Origin of the sequence: Pseudomonas donghuensis, from assembly GCF_000696345.2 — a bacterium.
GTDB classification, from domain to species: Bacteria; Pseudomonadota; Gammaproteobacteria; order Pseudomonadales; family Pseudomonadaceae; genus Aquipseudomonas; species Aquipseudomonas donghuensis.
Map to the genome: position 1 here is coordinate 619577 of NZ_CP071706.1, position 23711 is coordinate 643287.

Here is a 23711-nt window from a genome sequence, read left to right on the forward strand (position 1 = left end):
GCCAATCAGATGGCAGCGGTGTTACCGCTACCCTCTGACCAGCAAAATTTGTTCCTTGATGCGCTGATTCTACCGCGAAGGTTAGACGAACTGCGCGGCCGCGTACGCCGAGGCCCAGGCCCACTGGAAGTTGAAGCCGCCCAGGTGGCCGCTGACGTCGAGCACTTCGCCAATAAAGTACAGGCCTGGGCTTTTCAGTGATTCCATGGTTTTCGACGAGACCTCGCGGGTATCGACGCCGCCCAGGGTCACCTCGGCCGTGCGGTAGCCTTCGGTGCCGGCCGGCACCACCTGCCAGGCCCCGAGCTTGTCGCTGACCTGGGCCAGTTCCGCCGGGGTGTACTGCTTCATCGGCTTGGAGACGAACCAGTGCTCGGCCAGCAGGTTGGCCATCTTCTTGGTGAAGATCTCCCCGAGCAGGGTCTTGAGCTCGCTGTTGGGGCGCTCGGCCTGCTGCTGTTGCAGCCAGCCCAGGGCGTCATGCTCCGGCAGCAGGTTGATTTCAAGCGTGTCGCCAGCCTGCCAGAACGAAGAAATCTGCAGGATCGCCGGGCCGCTCAGGCCGCGGTGGGTGAACAGCAGGTTTTCCCGGAAGCTGCTGCCGTTGCAGCTGGCTACGCAATCCACCGAGGTCCCCGACAGTTCAGTGCAGATGGCCTTGAGCTGCGGTTCGGTGATGGTGAACGGCACCAGGCCCGCGCGGGTCGGCAGCAAGGTGTGGCCGAACTGGCGGGCTACCTGGTAGCCGAAACCGGTGGCGCCGAGGGTCGGGATCGACAGGCCGCCGGTGGCGATCACCAGTGACTGGCACTGGAACTGGCCGGCGCTGGTTTCCAGCAGGTAGCCGTTGTCGAGTTTCTCGATCTGCTCGATGCGGGTGTCCATGCGCAGTTCGGCGCCGGCGCTGGCGCATTCGTCCAGGAGCATGCCGAGGATGTCGCTGGACTTGTTATCGCAGAACAGCTGGCCGAGCTTCTTCTCGTGGTAGGGCACGCCGTGCTTGCCGACCATCTCGATGAAATCCCACTGGGTGTAGCGGGCCAGGGCCGATTTGCAAAAGTGCGGGTTGTGCGAGAGGAAGTTGCTCGGCTCGGTGTACATGTTGGTGAAGTTGCAACGGCCGCCGCCGGACATGAGGATCTTCTTGCCCGGCTTGTTGGCGTGGTCGAGCAACAGCACCTGACGGCCACGTTTGGCGGCGGTCAAGGCACACATCAGGCCGGCGGCGCCAGCGCCGATGATGATCACTTCGGTGGAACGCACTGCAAAATCCTCGAGATTCGGTGGTGAAGCGATCGCGGAGCAAGCCCGCTCCTACAGGGTGTGTAGGAACGGGCTTGCCCGGCGAAAAGGTGTCAGACGATCCGTACCCGCAACGACCGCCCCTTGATCTTGCCGCTGTTGAGCCGCTGCAACGCCTGCTTGGCCACCGCCCGCTCGACAGCGACGAACGCCTGGAAGTCGAAGATGGCGATCTTGCCCACTTGGGTGCCCGGCAAGCCGGCATCACCGGTCAAGGCGCCGAGGATATCGCCAGGACGCAGTTTGTCCTTGCGCCCGGCAGCGATGCACAGGGTGCTCATGGTCGGCAGCAGCGGTGCACCATTCTGGGCCTTGAGGCTGTCGAGCTGTTCCCAGCGCAGGGCGGCCTTTTGCATGTCTTCGATGGCCTGGGCGCGATGGCCTTCGGCCGGGGCCACCAGGCTCACCGCCAGGCCTTTCTCGCCCGCCCGACCGGTACGGCCGACGCGGTGCACGTGGATCTCGGCATCGCGGGCCAGCTCGACGTTGATAACCATGTCCAGGGCATCGATATCCAGGCCGCGGGCGGCGACGTCGGTGGCCACCAGCACCGACAGGCTGCGGTTGGCGAACAGGGTCAGGACCTGGTCGCGGTCACGCTGCTCCAGGTCGCCATGCAGGGCCTGGGCGGCGATGCCCTTGGCCTGCAGGTGCTCGACCAGCTCCTGGCACTGCTGCTTGGTGAAGCAGAACGCCACGCACGACTGCGGACGGAAATGGCCGAGCAGCTTGCTCACCGCGTCCATGCGCTGGTCCGGGTTGATCTCGTAGAAGCGCTGCTCGATCTGGCTGTCGGCGTGCTGCGACTCGACCTTGACGGTCTGCGGGTCGCGCATGAAGGTCGAGGCCAGTTGCTTGATGCCGGCCGGGTAGGTGGCGGAGAACAGCAGGGTCTGGCGGCGCTTCGGGGTCTGGCCGATGATGTCGGCGATGGCGTCGTAGAAGCCCATGTCGAGCATGCGGTCGGCTTCATCGAGCACCAGGGTGTTGAGGCCATCGAGCACCAGGGTGCCCTTGCTCAGGTGCTGCTGCACGCGGCCCGGGGTACCGACGATGATGTGCGCGCCGTGCTCCAGCGAAGCGATCTGCGGGCCGAGGGACACACCACCGCAGAGGGTGAGGATCTTGATGTTGTCTTCGCTGCGGGCCAGGCGGCGCAGTTCTTTGGCCACCTGGTCGGCCAGCTCGCGGGTCGGGCACAGCACCAGCGCCTGGCAACCGAAGTAGCGCGGGTTGAGCGGGTTGAGCAGGCCGATGCCGAAGGCGGCAGTCTTGCCGCTGCCGGTCTTGGCCTGGGCGATCAGGTCCATGCCCTTGAGCATCACCGGCAGGCTCTGGGCCTGGATCGGGGTCATCTGGGCGTAGCCGAGGGCGTCCAGGTTGGCCAGCATGGCGGCGGACAGCGGCAAAGTGGCGAAGGCGGTGGCAATGGTGGTCACGAGACTGGCCTGCAAAACAAAATGTCGCGCAGTGTACCAGCCTCGTGGCCTTTAGCCCTAAGGCTCGATCTCCGGTTCCGGACGAGGGGCACGCCTTCCGTCCGCCCTGGACAGCTGCATGAAGATCGCTGCGGCGAACATGGCCATCAGGCCGATGGTCACGAAGGTCAGCTGGAACGCCCCGAGGGTGCTTTCTACGCCCTCGGCGCTGCCCGCTGCGGTAAAACCGCCGAGCAGGGCGCCAGCGCAGGCCACGCCGAGGCTCAGCGACAGTTGCGCGACCACCGACAGCAGGCTGTTGCCGCTGCTGGCGTTGTGGTCATCCAGATCGATCAGGGTCACGGTGTTCATTGCCGTGAATTGCATCGAGTTGACCGCGCCCAGCAAGCCCAGTTGCAACAGCAGCAGGGCGTAGGGCGTCTGCTCGTCGACCAGGCCCAGGCTGGCCAGCAGCAAGCCCAGCAGCAGGGTGTTGCCGGTGAGAATGTTGCGGTAGCCGAAACGCTCGATCAGCGGCCGGGCAATCGACTTGGCGAGCATCGCCGCAGCGGCCAGGGGGATCATGCTCATGCCGGCCTGGGACGGTGAATAGCCCAGCGCCACCTGCAGCAACAGCGGCACCAGAAACGGCAGGGCGCCACTGCCGAGACGAGCGAACAGGTTGCCGAGGATACCCACCGAGAAGGTCCGGGTGCGGAACAGTTTTGGCGAAAACAGCGGGTTGTCGACGCTGCCGGCGCGCAGCCAGTAGGCGGCCAGGCAGGCCATGCCGGCGAACAGCAACAACATCACCCGCAGGTGCGGCAAGTGCAGTTCGCCCAGGCCTTCCATGGCGATGGTGATCAGCACCATCGCCGCGCCGAACAGCACGAAGCCGATGCTGTCGAAGCGGGTGCGCTCGCTGCCGCGCAGGTCGGGGATGAACTTCCACACCGCATAACAACCGATGGCGCCAACCGGCAGGTTGAGCAGGAAGATCCAGTGCCAGCTGAGAATCTCCACCAGCCAGCCGCCCATGGTCGGGCCCAGCAACGGACCGAGCAGGCCGGGGATGGTGATGAAGCTCATGATCCGCACCAGTTCCGAACGCGGATAGGCGCGCAGCACCACCAAGCGCCCGACCGGCAACATCAATGCCCCGCCCAGGCCCTGGATCACCCGCGCCGCCACCAGCATGCCGAGGCTGCTGGCCAGGGCGCAGAGCAGCGAGCCGAGGCTGAACAGGAGGATGGCGCCGAAGAAAATGCGCTTGGTGCCGAAGCGGTCGGCAATCCAGCCCGAGGCCGGGATCAGCAGGGCCACGGTGAGCATGTAGGCGATGATTACCGACTGCATGCGCAGCGGGTCTTCGGCCAGGTCGCGGGCCATGGCCGGCAGGGCGGTGTTGAGGATGGTGCCGTCGAGCGACTGCATGAAGAAGGCGATGGCCACTACCCAGGGGATCCAGCGGGCGGTGGTCGGGTCCAGCGGGGCGCGGTTGGGCATGGGCATCTCTACAAGGTCGAGGGCCTCATCGCCGGCAAGCCGGCTCCCACAGGGACAAGTTCACACAGATCCGTGTGGGAGCTGGCTTGCCAGCGATCGGGGTTATCACAGTGTCAACGTCAGGCGTTTGACCAAGGCTCCCGGCAAATGGCTCGAACTGGTCTGCCGTTGCCCGTAGGTGCTGGTCGACAGAATCAGCTCGCGGTCTGTCGTCAACGCTTCCAGCTGCGAACCCAGCAAGCTGTAGACACTGTCGTCAAAGCGCATGGTGCTTACTGGAGCCTGAATCTCACCGTTCTCGACCCAGAAGGTGGCAAAGCGGGTCAGGCCGGTCATGCGCGCCGCAGGCAGGTCCGAGTAGTTCAGGTACCAAAGGTTGCTGATGTACAGGCCGGTGCCCAGGCGGGTGAGGATTTCACTGTGCTCCAGGTCACCTGGCGCCATGCTCAGGGCGCAAGGTGCTTCGTGACTGTCGGCACCGTTGGCCGCCAGCTCGAACTCGGCGGCGCTGCGTGCGCAGATCAGGCGATCCAGGGCCTGGCCTTTGTCGATCAGACGCAGGTCGCTGCGCAGCAAGCCTTCATCCGAGAACGACGGGCTCAGCGAACCGCTGACCTGTTCGGCAATGCTGGTCAATGGGCTCAGACTGGCATCGGCACTGTACAGGCGCTGCAGCGGGCTGTTCTTGGTGGCGATGGCCTGGGCCGAGAAGCCACCCCAGCAGAGCATGCCCATGACCTCGTCGAGCGCCGCCGGTGCCAGGTAGGCGCGGTACTGGCCGGGGGCGAGCTTTTTCAGCGGGCGGCCGAGGTAGTCAAGTTGTTCGCGGGTCTGCTGCAGGCGCACGGCGAAGGCTTCGTGGTCCCAGGTTTGCCCGGCATAGTTGGCTTTGACCGCTTCGCCGTTGCTGTGGAACAGGCTCCAGTCGAAGTTGAAGCTATTGGCCTGGTGCCAGCCAAATGCCCCGAACGAGCTGGCAAAGCCGCGGCAGATGGGGCCTGCGGCATAGATGCCGACCAGATCCAGATCACCTGCGCCTTGCTCGATCTGCGCCAGTACCTCGGCGCTGTCAGGCAGCGGTTGATCCTGCACGCTATGGCTTTGCCAGGCGCTGTCGTTGAGCTGCAGGTAAGGGTCGGGCTCGAGCAGCGGCAGGGTCTGGCGCAGCTGCTCCAAAGCCTGTTGCAAGCGCAGTTGGTCCACTTCGGCATCGTTGCCCAAGGTGAACTGCAGCTCGGCCTGGCGCCCGTCGGCGATCAGCTTGAGCACGCAACTGGCTTGCTGGACTTCACCGGCCTGGCGCACCTTGGCGTGATTGAAACGGATGAACTGCGAGTGTTCGCCGCTGTAGCTGAGGGTGAAATGCTCAGGGGCGGGTACTGCGTCACGCAGGCTGGCGACCAGGTGCTGAAAGCTTTGCAGTGGGGTGGCAGCCATCAGGCGTCTCCTCCGAATACGTCGATCTGGCTGAATACGCAGGCGGGGGAGGCGTGGCCCACCCGTACCACCTGGTTGGGCTCGCCCTTGCCGCAGTTCGGTGTACCCAATACCTGCAGGGTACTGGCGTCACCGACGGCGCTGAGATTGCCCCAGAACTGTGCGGAGATGCCGCGGTAGTTGGGGTTCTTGACCACGCCCTTGAGCTCGCCGTTCTCGATCAACTGGCCCCATTCGCAACCGAACTGGAACTTGTTGCGCGCATCGTCGATCGACCACGAGCGGTTGGTGCGCATCAGGATGCCCTGCTCGATGCCGCCGATCAGTTGCGCCAGGGGCTTGTCGCCCGGCTCGATGTTGAGGTTGGCCATGCGGTCGATCGGCGCGCGGTTCCAGCCGCAGGCGCGGCTGTTGGCCACCCCTTCAAGGCCAGAGCGGAACTGCGACAGGGCGCCACCGAGCGGACGAACCAGCAAACCGTCCTTGATCAGGAACTGCTTGTGTGCGGCGCTGCCGTCATCGTCGTGGCTGTAGCTGGCCAGCTCCTCGCGGATCGACGGGTCGAAGGTCACGTTGAGCAGTTTCGAGCCGTATTGCAGGTTGCCGAAGTCGCTGGCTTTGACGAAGCTGGTGCCGGCGTAATTGCGCTCGTCGCCGAGGATGCGGTCCATTTCCAGCGGGTGACCGATGGATTCGTGGATCTGCAGCATCATCTGGTCGGGCATCAGCAGCAGGTCGCGCACACCGCTTGGCGTGTTCGGCGCCAGCAGCAGTTGCAGGGCCTGATCGGCGACCTTGGCTCCGGCGCCGACCAGCCCGCAACGCTCGATCACATCCAGGCCGCCCTGCTGGCCGAAGTTCTCCCGGCCCAGGGTGCGGGTCTGGCTGTCCTGGCCGTCGAAGGCAGTGGTGCTGAAGCCCGGGTAGATGAAGCGCTGAGCCTGGCGCAATTCGGCGCCGGCAGTGTTCAGGTAGATCTGTTCGATAGTGCTGATACCGAGGCTGGCGTGCCAGTTCACCAGACGACTGTCGCTCGGCACGCTGGCCGACTCCTGGGCGAGCAGGGCGTAGCACTCGGCCAGGGACGGGAAAGCTTGCTCGAGGTTGGGCGAGCAGTAGTCGGCGCGGCCTGTGGCCACCGGTTGTTCGCGCAGGTCGAGCAGGGCGCGCCCGGCGATCTGCCGGGCCAGTGCTTCAGCCTGCTCCAGAGCCCGCTGCAGGCCGGCCTGGGACAGGTCGGCAGTGGCGGCGTAGGTTTCCACGCCATTGAGGCGCACGGTCAGCATTGCGCCTTCGTCACGGCTGAGGAACGGCGGCTCGGCGATATTCTTGCGCACCGACAGGTGCTGCTGGCTCTGCTGCACATAACGCAGGGAAAAGAATTCGCCACTGCTGCGCAGGGCGGCGAAGCGCTGGCGCAGCAATGCGGTCAACTCGAACATGCGGGAACCTCCGTGTGCGCGGTGGTTCCCCCTCAGAACCACTCGTCGTGCATGCTCAGGCAGGTATCGTCACGGGCCGCGAGCAATGCCAGCTCATTATGGCAGCCCGGCACTTCCCAGGTCAGGAAATAACGCGCGGCCTGCAATTTGCCCAGGTAGAAGTCGCGATCAGCCGGGTTACCCCCGGCCAGGCCCTGTTCGGCACGCACTGCCTGCTCCAGCCAGCGCCAGCCGATCACGCAGTGGCCGAAGGCCTTGAGGTACAGCGCCGAGTTGGCCAGGGCAGCATTGACCTGACCCTGGCCCAAGTCGTCGAGCAGCCCGAGCGTCACTTCCTGCAGGCGCATGAGCAACTGCTCCAACGGTACACGCAGGCGATCCAGGCTGCTGTGCTGTTGGGCATGCTTGCAGGTGGTGGCGATCAGACGGACCAGTTGCTTGAGCCCGGCACCGCCGTTCTGCGCCAGTTTGCGCCCGAGCAGGTCCAGTGACTGGATGCCGTGGGTGCCTTCGTGAATGGGATTCAGGCGGTTGTCGCGGTAGTACTGCTCGACCGGGTACTCGCGGGTGTAGCCATGGCCACCGAGAATCTGGATGGCCAGTTCGTTGGCCTTCAGGCAGAACTCCGACGGCCATGACTTGACGATCGGCGTCAGCAGGTCGAGCAGATCATGGGCCTGCTGGCGAAGCGTTGCGCTTTCGCCGCTCTGGCTGTCATCGAACAATCGCGCCGCGTACAGGCCCAGGTCGAAGGCGCCTTCGACATAGGCCTTCTGGGTCAGCAGCATGCGCTTGACATCGCTGTGGTTGATGATCGGCACGGCAGCAGTGGCCGGGTCCTTGTTGTCTGGCAGGCGTCCCTGCGGACGCTGGCGGGCGTACTCCAGCGAGTACAGGTAGCCGGCATAGCCGAGCATCACCGCACCCATGCCGACGCCGATGCGCGCCTCGTTCATCATCTGGAACATACAGGCCAGGCCCTGGTGCGGCTTGCCCACCAGGTAGCCGACGCACTGGCCGTTGTCGCCGAAGTTCAGCGCCGTCGAGGTGGTGCCGCGCCAGCCCATCTTGTGGAACAGCCCGGCCAGCAGCACATCGTTGCGCGGGCCCAGGCTGCCGTCGGCGTTGACCAGGAACTTGGGCACGATAAACAGCGAAATGCCCTTCACCCCGGGCGGCGCATCCGGCAATTTGGCCAGGACCATGTGCACGATGTTTTCCGACAGCGAATGGTCACCGCCGGAAATGAAGATCTTGTTGCCGCGCAGCCGATAGCTGCCATCGTCGGCCGGTTCGGCGCGGGTGCGGATATCGGCCAGGGACGAACCGGCGTGCGGCTCGGTCAGGGCCATGGTGCCGAAGAACCGGCCGTCGATCATCGGCTGCAGGAACAGGCGTTTCTGCTCGTCACTACCAAAACTCTCGATCAGGTTGGCAGCGCCCATGGTCAGGAACGGGTAGGCCGTGGTCCCGGCGTTGGCGGCCTGGAAGTGGGCGAAGCAGGCTTGCGACAGCAGGGTCGGCAACTGCATGCCACCGGCTTCGAAGTCACGGCTGGCATTGAGAAAACCTGTTTCAAGGAAGGCATCGACCGCAGGCTTGACCTCCGGAATCAGCACCGCCTCGCCATTTTCATAGCGCGGCTCGTGCTCATCGCCCTTGCGGTTGTGCGGGGCAAAGTACTTTTCGGCGATGGATCGCGCGGTGCTCAGGGCGGCGTCGAAGGTTTCGCGGTTGTGCTCGGCAAAGCGCGGGCGTTGGGTCAGGGCCTCGGCGTCGAGCACTTCATAGAGTTCGAAGGCCAGGTTGCGGGCGCTGAGCAGGGTCTCGGACATGGCGGCATTCCTGTCTGGGGATGGGCCGAGTCTAGGGTGCAGGCAGGGATCAGGACAGGTTAATAGGTACAGGTGATGACGGGGCATGAGCGAGCGGCGGCGCTCGGCTTAGGACCGGTCGTACTTCTGGTTAGGATCGGTACGGCAGATTTCAACAGCCTCAAACCGGTTAGATGTCTCTGTTCCTCTGAGTCGGTATTTGTCGATGTCGTCAGAAACAACTTCCGGGGTCAACGATCATCCTCAGTTCTTTGTGGTGTCGCCCAAAAAACTGGCCATCATGAGTTTCTTCACCTTTGGCCTGTATTGGTGGTTCTGTTTTCACCGAAGCTGGGTCTTGTACCGAAAAGTTACAGGCGAGCCTGTCTTGCCATTGGTCCGCGCCTTGTTCCCGATCATTTTCCTGTATCCGCTGATGAGGCGGATCGATGCGCGGATTCGCCAATCAAGGCTTGAGTACCGATGGTCACCATTGGTCCTGACATTGCTTTACCTGATTGGCGTGGGTCCTTTGCTGTTGTTGGACCAGGGCGCCTGGGAACATTTCTTTCATATCGCCACGATGCTCCTGCTGACTTCACATGGAGTATTCATCTGGGTGATTGTCAGAATTCAGTGCGCCATCAACTTCAGTGAAGGAGATGAGCAGGGGTTGGCCAATGCAAGGCTGTCGTTGATTAACTGGATTTGGATGCTCTGGGGGCTATTGTTTTGGCCGTCGTTGGTGTTGCTTGCTGTAGGTTCGCTGATGATAGGTTTTTATTGAGCCCGTAACGAAAAAGGGAGAGCAGATGCTCTCCCTTTTTCGTGGTTGCGCTAACGTCAGCCGATAGTCATCAGGCTCGCGTTACCACCGGCAGCAGCAGTGTTGACGCTAAGTGCGCGCTCGATCACCAGGCGCTCCAGGGCAATCGCGGTTTCACCCGACGACAGGCCGTGAACACCGACGATGGCACCGGCTCGCTTGGCCACCTGCTCGCACACGGCGCGCAGTTGGTCGGAGTCGCCGTGATGGAGGACGGCGTCGAACACCACTTCGTCCTTGTTCCAGTCGGCCACCAGCTGGATGCGCGCTTGCACTTCCTTTGGCAGACGATTGCGCAGGGTCTTGCTCAGCTCGCCTTCCGGCCAGACCGCCGAGCTGCCCACGGCCAGGACTGCGGCCAGTTGGGTCAGCAGGTCAGCTTCGACCTCGGCCAGGCACAGCACGTGCTCGCGCGGCAGGATGGTGTAGCTGTTGCGCTCGCCAGTCGGCCCCGCCAGCAGGCGGCTGATACCGCTTTGCGATTGCTGGGCGAACTGTTCGCACAAGCCGCTCAGGTCGTTCAGCTGATTGCTCGCCGCCCAGGTTTTGAGGGCTTGCAGCGGTTTGCTCAAGCTGTCGCGCAGGCGGGTGTCCGGGGCGTTTTCGCCGTCGGTGCGTTGGAATGACTGCTCGATGGCGCCGGCCGGACGGGTCGACAGCAGGCGGTACAGGTACAGCGGGCCACCGGCTTTCGGGCCGGTACCAGACAGGCCTTCACCACCGAATGGCTGCACGCCAACCACGGCACCGACGATGTTGCGGTTGACGTAGACGTTACCGGCGTTGACGTTGTCGATGACCTTGGCAATGGTTTCGTCGATCCGGGTGTGCACACCCAGGGTCAGGCCGTAACCGGAGGCATTGATCTGCTCGATCAACTGGTCGAGGTTCTTGCGGTTGTAGCGCACCACGTGCAGTACCGGGCCGAAGATCTCGCGTTGCAGCTCGTCGAAGCTCTCCAGTTCGATCAGGGTTGGCATCACGAAGGTGCCGCGCTTGATCTCTTCACCATCGGCGATTGCCATCTGGTACACGGTACGGCCTTTGTCGCGCATGCCTTGGATGTGCTTCTCGATACCGGCCTTGGCTTCGGCGTCGATCACCGGGCCAATGTCCACGGCCAGGCGCTCGGGGTTACCCAGACGGCTTTCAGCCATGGCGCCCTTGAGCATTTCGATGACGCGGTCGGCGGAATCTTCCTGCAGGCACAGTACGCGCAGGGCCGAGCAACGCTGACCGGCGCTGTCGAAGGCCGACGACACCACGTCGATGACCACTTGTTCGGTGAGCGCCGAGGAGTCGACGATCATTGCGTTCTGGCCGCCGGTTTCGGCGATCAGCGGGATCGGACGGCCCTGGGCGTCCAGGCGGCCAGCGATGTTGCGTTGCAGCAGGCGGGCGACTTCGGTGGAACCGGTGAACATCACGCCTTTGACCCGATCATCACCGACCAGACGGGCGCCGACGGTTTCACCGCGCCCTGGCAGCAGTTGCACCACGCCTTCAGGGATACCGGCTTCGAGCAGCAGGCGCACGGCCTGGGCAGCCACCAGCGGCGTTTGCTCGGCCGGCTTGGCCAGCACCGGGTTACCGGCGGCAAGCGCAGCGGCAACCTGGCCGCTGAAGATAGCCAGCGGGAAGTTCCATGGGCTGATGCACACCACCGGGCCCAGTGGGCGGTGGGCGTCGTTGCTGAAGTCGTTGCGCGCCTGCACGGCGTAGTAGCGCAGGAAGTCGACTGCTTCACGCACTTCGGCAATGGCGTTGGCGAAGGTCTTGCCGGCTTCACGGGCAAGCAGGCCCATCAGCGGCTGGATCTCGGCTTCCATCAGGTCGGCGGCACGTTCCAGGATCGCAGCGCGTTCGGCTGGCGGGGTGGCCTGCCAGATCGGCGCGGCGTTGAGGGCGCACTGGATGGCGTTGTCGACGTCGGTGACGTTGGCTTCCTGGACGTGACCGACCACATCGCGCAGATCTGCCGGGTTCAAAACCTGGGCAGGCGCTTCGCTGCTGGAGGCGCAACCGAGCATCGGCGCGGCTTTCCAGTCATTGTGGGCGGTGGCCAGCAGGGCGCAGGACAGCGAAGCCAGGCGGTGTTCGTTGGCCAGGTCGATACCGGCGGAGTTGGCCCGCTCGGCGCCATACAGGTCACGCGGCAGCGGAATGCGTGGGTGCGGCAGGCCGAAGCTGCCTTCCTGGGTGGCCATCTGCTCGATGGTGGCGACCGGGTCGGCGACCAGTTCCTGGATCGAGATCGACTGGTCGGCGATGCGGTTGACGAACGAGGTGTTGGCGCCGTTTTCCAGCAGGCGGCGAACCAGGTAGGCCAGCAGGGTTTCATGGGTGCCGACCGGTGCGTACACGCGGCACGGACGGTTCAGCTTGCCATCGGCGACCTTGCCGACAACCTGTTCGTACAGCGGCTCGCCCATGCCGTGCAGGCACTGGAACTCATACTGGCCCGGGTAATAGTTCTGACCAGCAATATGGTAGATGGCCGACAGGGTATGAGCGTTGTGGGTGGCGAACTGCGGGTAGATGACTTCCGGCACCGACAGCAGTTTACGTGCGCACGCAATGTAGGACACATCGGTGTACACCTTGCGGGTGTACACCGGATAGCCTTCCAGGCCTTCGACCTGGGCGCGCTTGATTTCGCTGTCCCAGTAGGCGCCCTTAACCAGGCGGATCATCAGACGATGGCGGCTGCGGCGGGCCAGGTCGATGACGTAGTCGATCACGTACGGGCAGCGCTTCTGGTAGGCCTGGATAACGAAACCGATACCGTTCCAGCCGGTCAGTTGCGGCTCGAAGCACAGGCGCTCGAGCAGGTCCAGCGACAGCTCCAGGCGATCGGCTTCTTCGGCGTCGATGTTCAGGCCGATGTCGTATTGCTTGGCCAGCAGGGTCAGCGACAGCAGGCGCGGGTACAGCTCGTCCATCACCCGCTCGTACTGGGCGCGGCTGTAGCGCGGGTGCAGGGCCGAGAGCTTGATCGAGATGCCCGGGCCTTCATAGATGCCGCGACCGTGAGAGGCCTTGCCGATCGAGTGAATGGCCTGCTCATAGGACGCCAGGTACTTCTGGGCGTCATGTTCGGTCAGTGCCGCTTCACCGAGCATGTCGTAGGAGTAGCGGAAGCCTTTGGCTTCGAACTTGCTGGCATTGGCCAGGGCTTCGGCGATGGTTTCGCCAGTCACGAACTGCTCGCCCATCAGGCGCATGGCCATGTCGACGCCCTTGCGGATCATCGGCTCGCCGCTCTTGCCGATGATGCGGCTGAGCGAAGAGGTCAGGCCGGATTCGTTGTGGGTCGAGACCAGCTTGCCGGTCAGCAACAGGCCCCAGGTGGCCGCGTTGACGAACAGCGACGGGCTGTTGCCCAGGTGCGGTTGCCAGTTGCCGGTGCTGATCTTGTCGCGGATCAGGGCGTCACGGGTGCCTTTGTCGGGGATACGCAGCAGGGCTTCGGCCAGGCACATCAGTGCCACGCCTTCCTGGGACGACAGGGAAAATTCCTGCAATAGACCCTGGACGATGCCGGCACGACCGCCAGCGCTTTTCTGGTTGCGCAGTTTTTCGGCGATGCCAGCGGCCAGTTTGTTGGTCGCTTCGGCCATGGCGGCCGGCAGACGTGCCTGCTCCAGCAGCATCGGCACCACTTCCGGCTCAGGGCGGCGGTAGGCGGCGGTGATGGCCGAGCGCAGTACCGATTGCGGCAGGATGCTCTCGGCGAATTCGAGGAAGCACTGGTGGGCGTGGTCGGCCTGGACTTCGCCGGCATCGTCAGCATGAATGCCGGGCTGACCGTTGAGTTCGGTCAGGGTGGCGCCACCCTCGAGCTTCTCCAGGTAGTTGAAGATCGCTTGTTTGATCAACCAGTGCGGCGTGCGGTCGATAGACGTCGCAGCTGCTTTGAGTCGCTCACGGGTAGGGTCGTCGAGTTTGACCCCAAGGGTGGTCGTCGCCATTTCTTATCCTCATTATTGCCACAGGTTGTGACTTAAGCTGGCGCCAAGATTAGCCGTGCGCGATTTCGGGTGCAACCTAGTGCAACCCAAAAAATGCAGGAAAAAAGTGCAACTCGTCCGGTGGGTAAAACCCCGCAGCGGAAATGGCTGTTTATGGTGCATTTTCTTCTGAAAATAGGTGTTCTTGCTCCAAAAGGGAGCAAAAACCTGCTGTTACGCAAAATTTCCGACGAGGTGCAACTTGATTGTAAAAACAGGTTGCACCCTCTTTGCGTTGTTGCATAGGATTCGCGGCCTGGGTGCAACCTCCTCTGAGGCTGTCGCTACATAAAAACAAACGCCAGGGCGCAACAATGAGTGTAAGCAATCCAACCTTGATCACGTTCGTGATCTACATCGCGGCAATGGTGCTGATCGGCTTCATGGCCTATCGCTCCACCAACAACCTTTCTGACTACATTCTTGGCGGTCGCAGCCTCGGCAGCGTGGTTACCGCGCTTTCGGCCGGTGCCTCGGACATGAGTGGCTGGCTGTTGATGGGCCTGCCGGGCGCCATCTACATGTCGGGTCTGTCGGAAAGCTGGATCGCCATCGGCCTGATCGTCGGTGCCTACCTGAACTGGCTGTTCGTCGCCGGCCGCCTGCGTGTGCAGACCGAGCATAACGGTGATGCATTGACCCTGCCGGATTACTTCTCCAGCCGCTTTGAAGACAACAGCGGGTTGCTGCGGATCATCTCCGCGGTGGTGATCCTGGTGTTCTTCACCATCTATTGTGCTTCCGGTATCGTTGCCGGTGCCCGCCTGTTCGAAAGCACCTTCGGCATGTCCTATGAGACCGCGCTGTGGGCTGGCGCAGCGGCGACCATTGCTTATACCTTCGTGGGTGGCTTCCTGGCGGTGAGCTGGACCGATACCGTCCAGGCCACGCTGATGATCTTCGCCCTGATCCTGACGCCGGTGATCGTGCTGATCGCAACCGGTGGCCTCGATACCACCTTCGCGGCCATCGAGCTGCAGGACGCGGGCAACTTCGACATGCTCAAGGGCACCACCTTCATCGGCATCATCTCGCTGATGGGCTGGGGTCTGGGCTACTTCGGCCAGCCGCACATCCTGGCGCGCTTCATGGCCGCTGACTCGGTCAAGTCGATCGCCAATGCGCGTCGCATCTCCATGACCTGGATGATCCTCTGCCTGGTCGGCACCTGCGCCGTTGGCTTCTTCGGCATCGCCTACTTCTCGGCGCATCCTGACGTCGCGGGCCCGGTCGCCGAGAACCATGAGCGGGTGTTCATTGAGCTGGCCAAGATCCTCTTCAACCCTTGGATCGCCGGTGTTCTGCTGTCGGCCATCCTGGCAGCGGTCATGAGTACCCTGAGCTGCCAGCTGCTGGTGTGCTCCAGCGCCCTGACCGAAGACTTCTACAAGACCTTCCTGCGCAAGGGTGCCTCGCAGCTGGAGCTGGTCTGGGTCGGCCGTGCCATGGTGCTGCTGGTGGCTGTGGTTGCCATCCTGATCGCCTCCAACCCTGAGAACCGCGTGCTGGGTCTGGTCAGCTACGCCTGGGCCGGCTTCGGTGCTGCCTTCGGTCCGGTGGTGCTGATCTCGGTGCTGTGGAAAGGCATGACCCGTGACGGCGCGTTGGCCGGTATCCTGGTGGGTGCGATCACCGTTGTGGTGTGGAAGCACTTCTCCATCTGGGGTCTGTACGAGATCATCCCGGGCTTCATTCTCGGCGCCCTGGCGATCTACTTCGTCAGCAAGGCCGGTAGCCCGTCGAAGGGCATGGTGTCGCGCTTCGAAGCTGCCGACGAGGCGTTCAAAGCCGGTCATTGATCGACTGTTGAGCTTCGCCTGACAACGGCCCGGTCTCGCAAGAGCCCGGGCCGTTGTCGTTTTGGCGGCCTGTGCCTGACGCCGCCCGCATGACAAGGTAAACTGCGCGGTCTTGCAGGAGTTGCCATGAACTATCGTCACGCCTTCCACGCCGGCAACCATGCCGACGTCTTCAAACACCTTGTGCTGACCCGTCTGATCGCGTTGATGTCGCGCAAGGAGCAGCCGTTTGCCTACCTCGACACCCACGCCGGCCTGGGTCTTTACGACCTGCAGGGCGACCAGGCGACGCGTACCGGCGAATGGATCGAAGGGATCGGTCGTCTCTGGGGGCGCGACGACTTGCCGGAAGTCACCGCAGACTACCTGCGCATCCTGCGCAAGATGAACCCTGACGGCGAGCTGCGCTACTACCCGGGTTCCCCGGAGCTGGCCCGGCGCCTGGCCCGCCAGCAGGACCGTGTGCTGCTCAACGAGAAGCACCCCGAAGACGGCCGCCTGCTCAAGGACAACATGAAGAAGGACCCGCGCGTCGCCGTGCACCTGGGTGAGGGCTGGCATGTGCCGCGGGCCTTGTTGCCGGTGCAGGAAAAACGCGCTGTCATGCTCATCGATCCACCGTTCGAGCAAGCCGACGAGCTCAAGCGCTGCACCCAGGCGATGAAAGAGACCATCGGTCGCATGCGCCAGACCGTCGCGGCTATCTGGTACCCGATCAAGGACCAGCGCCAACTGGTGCGCTTCTACCAGGACCTGACCAGTACCGGTGCGCCGAAGCTGCTGCGGGTCGAGCTGTATGTGCATCCACAGGACAGCCCGCAGGGCCTCAACGGCTCGGGCCTGGCCATCGCCAACCCGCCATGGGGCCTGGAAGAAGAGCTGCGTGCGCTGCTGCCGTGGCTGTCCCAGGTGCTGGCGCAGACCCAGGGTAGCTGGCGGATGGATTGGTTGATCGCCGAATAACTGCTGTAGGAGCGGGCTTGCCCCGCAATGCGGTGTGTCTGAATGTATGCAATCGCGGGGCAAGCCCGCTCCTACGCTTTGCGTTATAATCCCGCGCTTTGGCTGCCGCCCGCCCCAATGGCCCGCGCGCATATTTACAGATTGAAGAGGCTAGACCCTTGGCATTGACGATTCTTGGCCTGTCCGGCGCCCTTAGTCATGACCCTTCCGCGGCTCTGTACATCGACGGCAAGCTGATTGCCGCCGCTGAAGAAGAGCGCTTCGTGCGCGATAAACATGCAAAGAACCGCATGCCCTACGAATCGGCGAAGTTCTGCCTGGAACAGGCCGGTATCAAACCGTCCGACGTTGACGTGGTAGCGATCCCGTTCGCCCCGATCAGCCTGTTCGGCAAGGCTCGCTGGCACTACGCCAAGCGTTACTGGTATGCCCCGGACCGCGCCCTTGACGCGATCCTGATGGGCAACCGTCGCTACAAGCGCTATCGCAAGAAAATCGTCTGGTGCCTGGAGCAACTGGGCTTCGACCCGAAGAAGGTCAAGATCGAGCCGGTCGAGCACCACCTGGCTCATGCCTCCAGTGCCTACCACTGCTCGGGCTTCAAGGAGAAGACCGCGATCCTCGGTATCGACGGTAAAGGCGAATACGCCACGACCTTCTTTGGCTACGGCGAAAACGGCAAGATCCACAAGATCAAGGAATTCTTCGACCCGGACTCGTTGGGCGGCCTGTATGGCGCGATCACCGAGTTCCTCGGCTTCGAGATGCTCGATGGCGAGTTCAAGGTCATGGGCATGGCGCCGTACGGCGATGCCAGCAAGTACGATTTCTCGCGCCTGGCCTCGTTCGAGAACGGCGAGCTGGTGATCAACACCGACTACGCCAACGTCATCGGCCTGCGTCGGTATAAAGAGAAGGGCAAAGGCTTCTACTTCTCGCCCAAGCTCATCGAATGGCTGGGCCCGAAACGCGAAGGCGACATCGCCGACGAGCCGTACATCCACTACGCCGCGAGCATGCAGGCGCTGTTCGAGAAGCTCGCCCTGCAGATGATCGACCATTATCTGGGCGACATCCTCAAGGAGACCGGCAAGCTGGCCTTTGCCGGTGGTTGCGCGCTGAACGTCAAGCTCAACCAGAAGATCATTGCCCGTCCAGACCTCAAGGAACTGTTCGTCCAGCCGGCTTCCGGCGACGCCGGTACCGCGGTGGGTGCTGCTGCCTATGTGTCCCACGCCCGTGGCGTGCCGGTCGAGAAGATGGAACACGTCTACCTCGGTCCGGCATACTCCAACGAGGACGTGATCGCCGCCTGTGCGCGTCACCCGAGCCAGCCGAAATGGCGCAAGCTGGAGAATATGCCCGAGCAGATCGCCAAGATCATGGTCGACGGCAACCCGGTGGCCTGGTTCCAGGGCCGCATGGAGTTCGGCCCGCGCGCGCTCGGTGGTCGTTCGATCATTGGTTGCCCAAGCGTGGAAGGCGTTGCCGACCGCATCAACCACCAGATCAAGTTCCGCGAGCGCTGGAGGCCTTTCTGCCCGTCGATGCTCGACACCGTCGCACCGCAGATGATCAAGATCGATCATCCGGCGCCGTTCATGACCTTCACCTTCGAAGTGGCTGAAGAGTGGAAGACCCGCGTGCCGGAAGTCGTCCACGAAGACGGCACCTCGCGGGCCCAGGTGCTCAAACGCGAGTACAATCCGCGCTATTACGACATGATGAAAGCGCTGGAGACCCTGACCGGTAACGGCGTGTCGTTGAACACCTCGCTCAACCGCCGTGGCGAGCCGATGATCTGCTCGCCGACCGATGCGCTGAACATGTTCTTCGGCTCGGACCTGCAGTACCTGATCATGGAAGACATCCTGGTGGTCAAGGACGGCGCGGACACCTATGACGTCCAGGGCTGAAAAACGCGTACTGCAGTTCTGTCATGGATATGACGGTCCGTTTCTGGACTGCGCGCGCCAGTACGCCAGTCTGTTCGACGGCAGCGGCTACAAGGTCACCACGGTGTTCCTTACCGGCGCTGCCGACCCTCAGGTAGCGGCCGGCTGCGCCTCGGATGAAGTGATCTTCCTCGGGTTCAGCTCCAAGGCCATCCGTGGCCTGAAGCTGGGGGCGATCCGTGCGTTACGGCGGATCGTCGCCAGCCGCGAGTTCAGCTTCTGTATCGCTCACCGCTTCAAGCCTATCTATATCGCCTTGCTTGGCACGCGCTTGCCGGTGATTGGCGTGCACCACGCGTTTGGTGACTATTTGCGGGGCAGCCGCCAGCTGTTTGCCAACCTGTTCAGCAAGCGCCTGAGCCTGCTCGGTGTCTCTGATGCGGTGCGCGACGACATGCGCAAATGCCTGCCCAAGTGGCCGGCCGAGCGTATCCAGACCCTCTACAACCGCATCGACATCGAGGCGCTGCAGGCCAGCCAGGTACCTGCCGCGCAGGCGCGCGAGGCGTTGGGCCTGGACCCGCAAGCATGGATTGTCGGCAACGTCGGCCGCCTGCATCCGGACAAGGACCAGGCCACCTTGCTGCGTGGTTTTGCCCAGGCTCTGCCGCAGCTGCCGGCCGGTGCTCGGCTGGTAATTCTCGGCAAGGGCCGCCTGGAGCAGAAGCTCAAGGACCAGGCCGCCGAGCTCGGTATTTCCGCGCAGGTGGATTTTCTCGGTCAGGTGCCTGATGCCCGGCATTACTTCCGTGCTTTCGACGCCTTCGCCTTGAGCTCCGACCACGAGCCGTTCGGCATGGTCTTGCTCGAAGCCATGGTCGCTGGTGTACCGCTGCTGGCCACGGCCTGTGGTGGTGCGGTCGAGGTGGCCGAGGGTGTCGGCATCCTGTTCCCGCTGGGCGACGCCGAGCGCCTGGGGCAGGGCTTGCAGCACCTGGCTGCGCTCGATCCAGGGCAACGCCAGGAATGTGCCGGGCGCATGCTTGAACGCCTGCGTGAGCGTTTCTCCGATGCCGCGGTGCGCGAGGCCTTCTGGCAACTGCCGCACGTTCGTGCGCTGGCGGCGGAGGCCTGATGCTCAATCATATTCAAGGCTGGCGCGAGCGCGGCTGGACGCAGATCGATGCGGCTACCTACGCTCAGGTCTGGCACCAATTTGGTGGCAGTGTCGCCACCCATCCGCTGGTGGTCGAGCAACTGGCTGATCTGGCACAGATCCCGGTGCGTTACCTGGGTTGGCAGCACAATGGCGAGCTCAAGGCCGCGATTCCTACCTGGGGCCGCCATCTGGCACTGTCCAAGGATGTGCTCAAGCGTCAGGGCAAAAAAGGCCTGTACGACCTGGGCAACGCCGAGCTGATCCTGCCGGCTGCCGCCGATACCCAGGCGCCGCTGCGTCATGCCGGGCGCTATCTGTCCGAGCTCAACCAGGGCCGCTTTGCCAACCTCAAGCCGCAGACCGAAGCGCTGGCCATGGCGCGTACGCCTGAAGACCTGTCGAAGAAGTTTCGCTACAACCAGCGCCGCGAACTGCGTTTGCTCGAAGAGGCGGGCGGCCAGGTGCGGCCGGTCACGGATTTCTCCAGTGCTGAACTTGCCGCAATCTACTGCGATCTGTTCCAGCGCCGCTGGGAGTTCCCGGCCACCGGTGCCGAGCGCATGGCCGAAGTGATCGAGCGCCTGCGCGAGTTGTTGATCGGTTCGGTGTTGTTTCTTGAGGGTGCGCCGATTGCCATCCAGCTGGTTTACCGGGTCGAAGCGCCGCAGTGGATCAGCGTCGAATACATCAACGGCGGTGTCGACCCGCAAACCAAGGCTTTCAGCCCTGGCAGCGTACTGAGCTTCCTCAATACCCAGGCCGCCTGGGAAGACGCCCGCACGCGCGACAAGCCCCTGCGTTTCTCCTTCGGCCGTGCCGATCGTGAGTACAAGGACCGTTGGTGCAACCCTGTGCCGGTGTTTCAGGTGTGAGCCGCAAGCAGCAGTTGCTCAAGCGCCACCGGCGCAACAAGCGCCTGGGGCTGCTGATTGGTCTGCTGGTGCTGCTCGCCCTGGGCATTTTTGTCCAGTGGTGGCTGCCGCTGCTGTTGCTGCCGCTGCTGTGGGCGGCTCACGAGGCGTGGTTTGCCGATCACCTGTTCTATTCGCCGACCGAGGACTATCAGTATCAGTTCCCGCCAGGCTGCGTGGCCCATCCGGCCGCACTGGTCGACGGTCTTGTGCGCCTGCACTCGCCGCTGCAGCTTGGCGGTGACGAAACGCTGATCCTTCAGCTGCGCCTGAAGAGCAGTTGGCTGGGGCGTTTCCTCGACCCTGCGGTAAGCCTGGGCGGTGAAGATGTTCAGACCTTCGAGCGGGGCGTAAACGGTCTTCGTTACCTGAACCTTACCGGGCTGGCTGAACCGCTCATGGCTGGGGGCCTGCGCCTGCGTGGGCGCTACTGCCGGCTGGAGGGCGAAGCGCAGCTGTGGGTTGCAGCGTGCGCGGACCTGCGCCAACGACGGGTGATGGTCATTGCGCCCCATGCCGATGATGCCGAACTCGCTGCATTTGGCCTCTACAGCCAGGCCGAGGAGACCTGGGTGGTGACCTTGACTGCTGGTGAAATCGAAGCCGAACACTACCAGCAAATGGGCCTGGAGAAGGCCGAGGCTGCACGTTTGAAGGGCCGCTTGCGGGCCTGGGACAGCATCGCCGTGCCGCGCTGGGCGGGTGTGCCGGAATCTCGCTGCGTGCAGCTTGGGTATTTCTGCTTGCAGCTCCCGGTCATGCAGGCCGCGCCTGCAGAGCCGATGGCTTCGCGCGAGGCGGAGCTTACCGATACTCGCCTGTTCCGCCAGTTCAACCCGCTGACCCTGCCGGGTGACCAGGACGGCGCGCCGACCTGGAACAACCTGCTGGCCGATTTGCGTGCACTGTTGCTCAAGGCCCGGCCACAGGTGCTGGTGATGCCACACCCGACTCTCGATCCGCACCCTGACCACATCTGCGCCCAGGCGGCCGTGCTTGAGGCGTTGCTGGGCCTGGAATGGCAGCCTGAAACCCTGCTGTGTTATGCCAATCACCTGTATGACAACGACCGTTGGCCAATGGGTGACAGCGGTACAGGGGTGGCCTTGCCGCCGCAACTGGAGGCGAGCCAGGGCTGGGTGCCCTACAGCCTGGTGCTGGACTTGCCAAGCCAGCGCGACAAGGCCATGGCACTGGGCATGATGCACGACCTGCAGCCTCCTGCACCGTTCAAGCGCCGCCTGCGCCGCTTGCTGCAACGCTGGCTGGCCGGGCGCCGAGCTTCGCCTTATGGCGAGAACGAATTTTTCCGCAAGGCCGTGCGTCGCCATGAATTGTTCTGGCGTCGTGACCTCTGATCATGACGCTGCAAGATTGAAAGCTGTGGCCCGAGCGCCGCAAGGAAGACAATGAAAGTTCTATTTCTGGTGCAGAAAGAACAACGGGCGATCCTTGATCGCTTGTATGACGGTGTTGCTGCGCATTGCGACTGTGATCTGCGCTGGCTGAGCAGTGACGATCAGCGTAATCTGCGTCGTTATTTTCGCCGCGAAGTCGAGGTCGACAAGTACGACCGGATCGTGTTCTTCCTGCGCTTCAAGCAAGAGATTCGCCAGGTTGGCTTCATTCGCACGGTGCCCAACCTGGTCATCCTCGAACATGATGCCTACCAGAATTACATCCCGTGCAAGTACACCGGCAAGTTCAGCGCTCACTACCGCCAGTTGCCCTGGGCGCGGGTGATCAGTTCCGGCTACAGGGTCAGCGAACAGCTATGCCAGGAAGGTTTTGATGCTGTGTTTGTGCCCAAGGGCTACGACCAGCAGTTGCTGGCCGACCAGGGGCGTGAGCGGGACATCGAGCTGGCGTTCGTCGGCAGTACCAACAGTGTTGCCTACAGTGGCCGCAAGGCGCTGCTCGACGAGCTGGCCCAGGTTGAAAACCTGCTGGTTACGCGCACCAAGTCGGGCGAAGAATACTGCAACACGCTCAACCGCATCCGCTTTTTTGTCAGCGCGGATGTCGGCATGGGCGAATACATGATCAAGAATTTCGAGGCGATGGCCTGTGGCTGCGTTTTGCTGGCCTTTAGCCAGGGTGAGGCGGAGAATCGCGCCCTGGGCCTCAAAGACATGCATAACGTGGTGCTCTATGACAGCATTGCCCAGTTGCAAGAGAAGCTGAAAGTGTTGCGTGCCGACCCTGAACTGGTTGAGCGAATCAGCAATAACGGTCGTGATCTGGCGGTCTCGCAATTCAGCTTCGCCCAGGTAGGTCGTAGCATCGTGGAAAAAATGCAGCCACCTCTTCGTCCCCGTCCAGCCCTGACCGGCTGGCAGCGCTTGCGTTTGAGACTGGGCATATGAGCCGGCTGTCCTGAAACCAGGCAAGTAGTCTTGAACATTTGAATACAGTTTATGGGGAGGGGGTCCGGTGCGATTCTGCCAAGATAGTGACGTAACACTGGTTGTCACCAGTTGCGGACGCTTCGATTTGCTAAAACTTACGCTGGAAAGCTTTGACCGGTTCAATACCGCGCCTATTCGTGAAGTGTTCATCACCGAGGACTCCGGGGATGAGGCTGTTCACCAGGCTATCCCCGAGCACTGGAAGCCGTACTGCACGGTCTTCGTCAATCGCCCGAAGCTGGGCCAGTTGGCGTCGATCGACCTTTCCTATAGTCACGTAAAGACCCCCTACATCTTCCATTGCGAGGATGACTGGGAGTTCTACCGCCCAGGCTTTGTCGAGGACTCGCTGGCGATCCTGGCGGTCAGCCCGCAGCTCCTGCAGGTCTGGTTGCGTAGCTATGTCTACGACCTGAAATTGCACAGCCCGTATATCCATCTGGGCGAGCGCCAGGTGATCGCCGGTGTTCCCTGCTACCCATTGCTGTCGGACAAGCCCGAGTGGCAAAGCTTCTCGCTGAACCCCGGTTTGCGCCGCCTGAGCGATTATCAGCGCTGTGCGCCGTTTGCCGCCTATGCTGGTGAAAAGGCATTGTCAAAGCGCTATGCCGAGTTGAACCTGACTGGGGTGAGCCTGGAAGGTGACGCAGTGTTGCACACAGGCTTCGGCATGCACGTGAGTCTGCCTGAAGAGCGTCAGCGTAAAGCCCGCCGGCGTCAGCGCGAGCGGGTCAAGCTGGCTTTAACGTTGCTGGTCGGCATTGCACTGGGAGTCGGTGTTGGCTTTTTTGCGAATTGATTCTGCCGGTTTGACGGGGTTC

Annotated in this window: 16 protein-coding genes; 9 read left to right on the forward strand and 7 right to left on the reverse strand. The window is 62.8% G+C overall.

Going from position 1 to position 23711, the window contains the following annotated elements:
- Nucleotides 1–81: 81 nt before the first annotated feature.
- The 6 genes from BV82_RS02850 to BV82_RS02875 all read right to left on the reverse strand — a co-directional run bounded on the left by BV82_RS02850 (nt 82) and on the right by BV82_RS02875 (nt 8940).
- On the reverse strand, nt 82–1263 hold the full coding sequence (locus tag BV82_RS02850; RefSeq protein WP_036995466.1) for a BaiN/RdsA family NAD(P)/FAD-dependent oxidoreductase: 1182 nt from the start codon (nt 1261–1263) through the stop codon (nt 82–84).
- Between the two features lie 92 nt (nt 1264–1355).
- Nucleotides 1356–2693, reverse strand: a complete 1338-nt coding sequence (gene dbpA, locus BV82_RS02855) for an ATP-dependent RNA helicase DbpA (RefSeq protein WP_232531859.1) — start codon at nt 2691–2693, stop codon at nt 1356–1358.
- A gap of 105 nt (nt 2694–2798) precedes the next feature.
- Nucleotides 2799–4226, reverse strand: coding sequence for a multidrug transporter subunit MdtD (mdtD, locus tag BV82_RS02860; RefSeq protein ID WP_010221541.1), 1428 nt, complete (start codon nt 4224–4226; stop codon nt 2799–2801).
- A gap of 105 nt (nt 4227–4331) precedes the next feature.
- Complete coding sequence (locus BV82_RS02865; RefSeq protein WP_010221542.1) at nt 4332–5663, reverse strand: TldD/PmbA family protein; 1332 nt, start codon at nt 5661–5663, stop codon at nt 4332–4334.
- Nucleotides 5663–7105: a TldD/PmbA family protein gene (locus BV82_RS02870; protein ID WP_010221543.1), complete on the reverse strand. Its 1443-nt coding sequence runs from the start codon at nt 7103–7105 to the stop codon at nt 5663–5665. Before BV82_RS02870 ends, BV82_RS02865 begins: the two co-directional genes overlap by 1 nt.
- A 32-nt stretch (nt 7106–7137) precedes the next feature.
- Entirely contained in the window at nt 7138–8940 is a 1803-nt protein-coding gene (locus BV82_RS02875; protein WP_036995467.1) for an acyl-CoA dehydrogenase, read from the reverse strand.
- A 205-nt stretch (nt 8941–9145) separates the two neighbouring features.
- On the opposite strand from BV82_RS02875, the gene BV82_RS02880 reads away from it, so the two are divergent.
- Nucleotides 9146–9706 (forward strand): hypothetical protein, encoded by a 561-nt coding sequence (locus BV82_RS02880; protein ID WP_051636763.1) that lies wholly within the window; start codon nt 9146–9148, stop codon nt 9704–9706.
- Nucleotides 9707–9762: 56 nt separating this feature from the next.
- Here the strand turns inward: BV82_RS02880 and putA are convergent, their stop codons facing one another.
- Complete coding sequence (gene putA, locus BV82_RS02885) at nt 9763–13716, reverse strand: trifunctional transcriptional regulator/proline dehydrogenase/L-glutamate gamma-semialdehyde dehydrogenase (protein ID WP_036995468.1); 3954 nt, start codon at nt 13714–13716, stop codon at nt 9763–9765.
- Between the two features lie 353 nt (nt 13717–14069).
- Between putA and putP the strand changes: the two genes are divergently transcribed.
- From putP to BV82_RS02925, 8 genes are all read left to right on the forward strand, one after another.
- On the forward strand, nt 14070–15554 hold the full coding sequence (gene putP, locus BV82_RS02890) for a sodium/proline symporter PutP (RefSeq protein ID WP_036995470.1): 1485 nt from the start codon (nt 14070–14072) through the stop codon (nt 15552–15554).
- 126 nt (nt 15555–15680) lie between these two features.
- Nucleotides 15681–16517 carry a 23S rRNA (adenine(2030)-N(6))-methyltransferase RlmJ gene (locus BV82_RS02895; RefSeq protein WP_010221549.1) on the forward strand — a complete coding sequence of 279 codons (837 nt, stop codon included), beginning with the start codon at nt 15681–15683 and terminating at the stop codon, nt 16515–16517.
- Between the two features lie 158 nt (nt 16518–16675).
- On the forward strand, nt 16676–18433 hold the full coding sequence (locus BV82_RS02900; RefSeq protein ID WP_036995471.1) for a carbamoyltransferase family protein: 1758 nt from the start codon (nt 16676–16678) through the stop codon (nt 18431–18433).
- Nucleotides 18417–19547, forward strand: a complete 1131-nt coding sequence (locus BV82_RS02905) for a glycosyltransferase (protein WP_036995472.1) — start codon at nt 18417–18419, stop codon at nt 19545–19547. The genes BV82_RS02900 and BV82_RS02905 overlap by 17 nt, the downstream gene beginning before the upstream one ends.
- Nucleotides 19547–20443: an antimicrobial resistance protein Mig-14 gene (locus BV82_RS02910; protein ID WP_036995473.1), complete on the forward strand. Its 897-nt coding sequence runs from the start codon at nt 19547–19549 to the stop codon at nt 20441–20443. Before BV82_RS02905 ends, BV82_RS02910 begins: the two co-directional genes overlap by 1 nt.
- Complete coding sequence (locus BV82_RS02915; RefSeq protein WP_036995474.1) at nt 20440–21840, forward strand: PIG-L deacetylase family protein; 1401 nt, start codon at nt 20440–20442, stop codon at nt 21838–21840. Before BV82_RS02910 ends, BV82_RS02915 begins: the two co-directional genes overlap by 4 nt.
- 51 nt (nt 21841–21891) lie before the next feature.
- On the forward strand, nt 21892–22848 hold the full coding sequence (locus BV82_RS02920; RefSeq protein ID WP_036995475.1) for a glycosyltransferase family protein: 957 nt from the start codon (nt 21892–21894) through the stop codon (nt 22846–22848).
- Nucleotides 22849–22915: 67 nt separating this feature from the next.
- Entirely contained in the window at nt 22916–23689 is a 774-nt protein-coding gene (locus tag BV82_RS02925) for a glycosyltransferase family 2 protein (protein ID WP_036995477.1), read from the forward strand.
- Nucleotides 23690–23711: the final 22 nt, after the last annotated feature.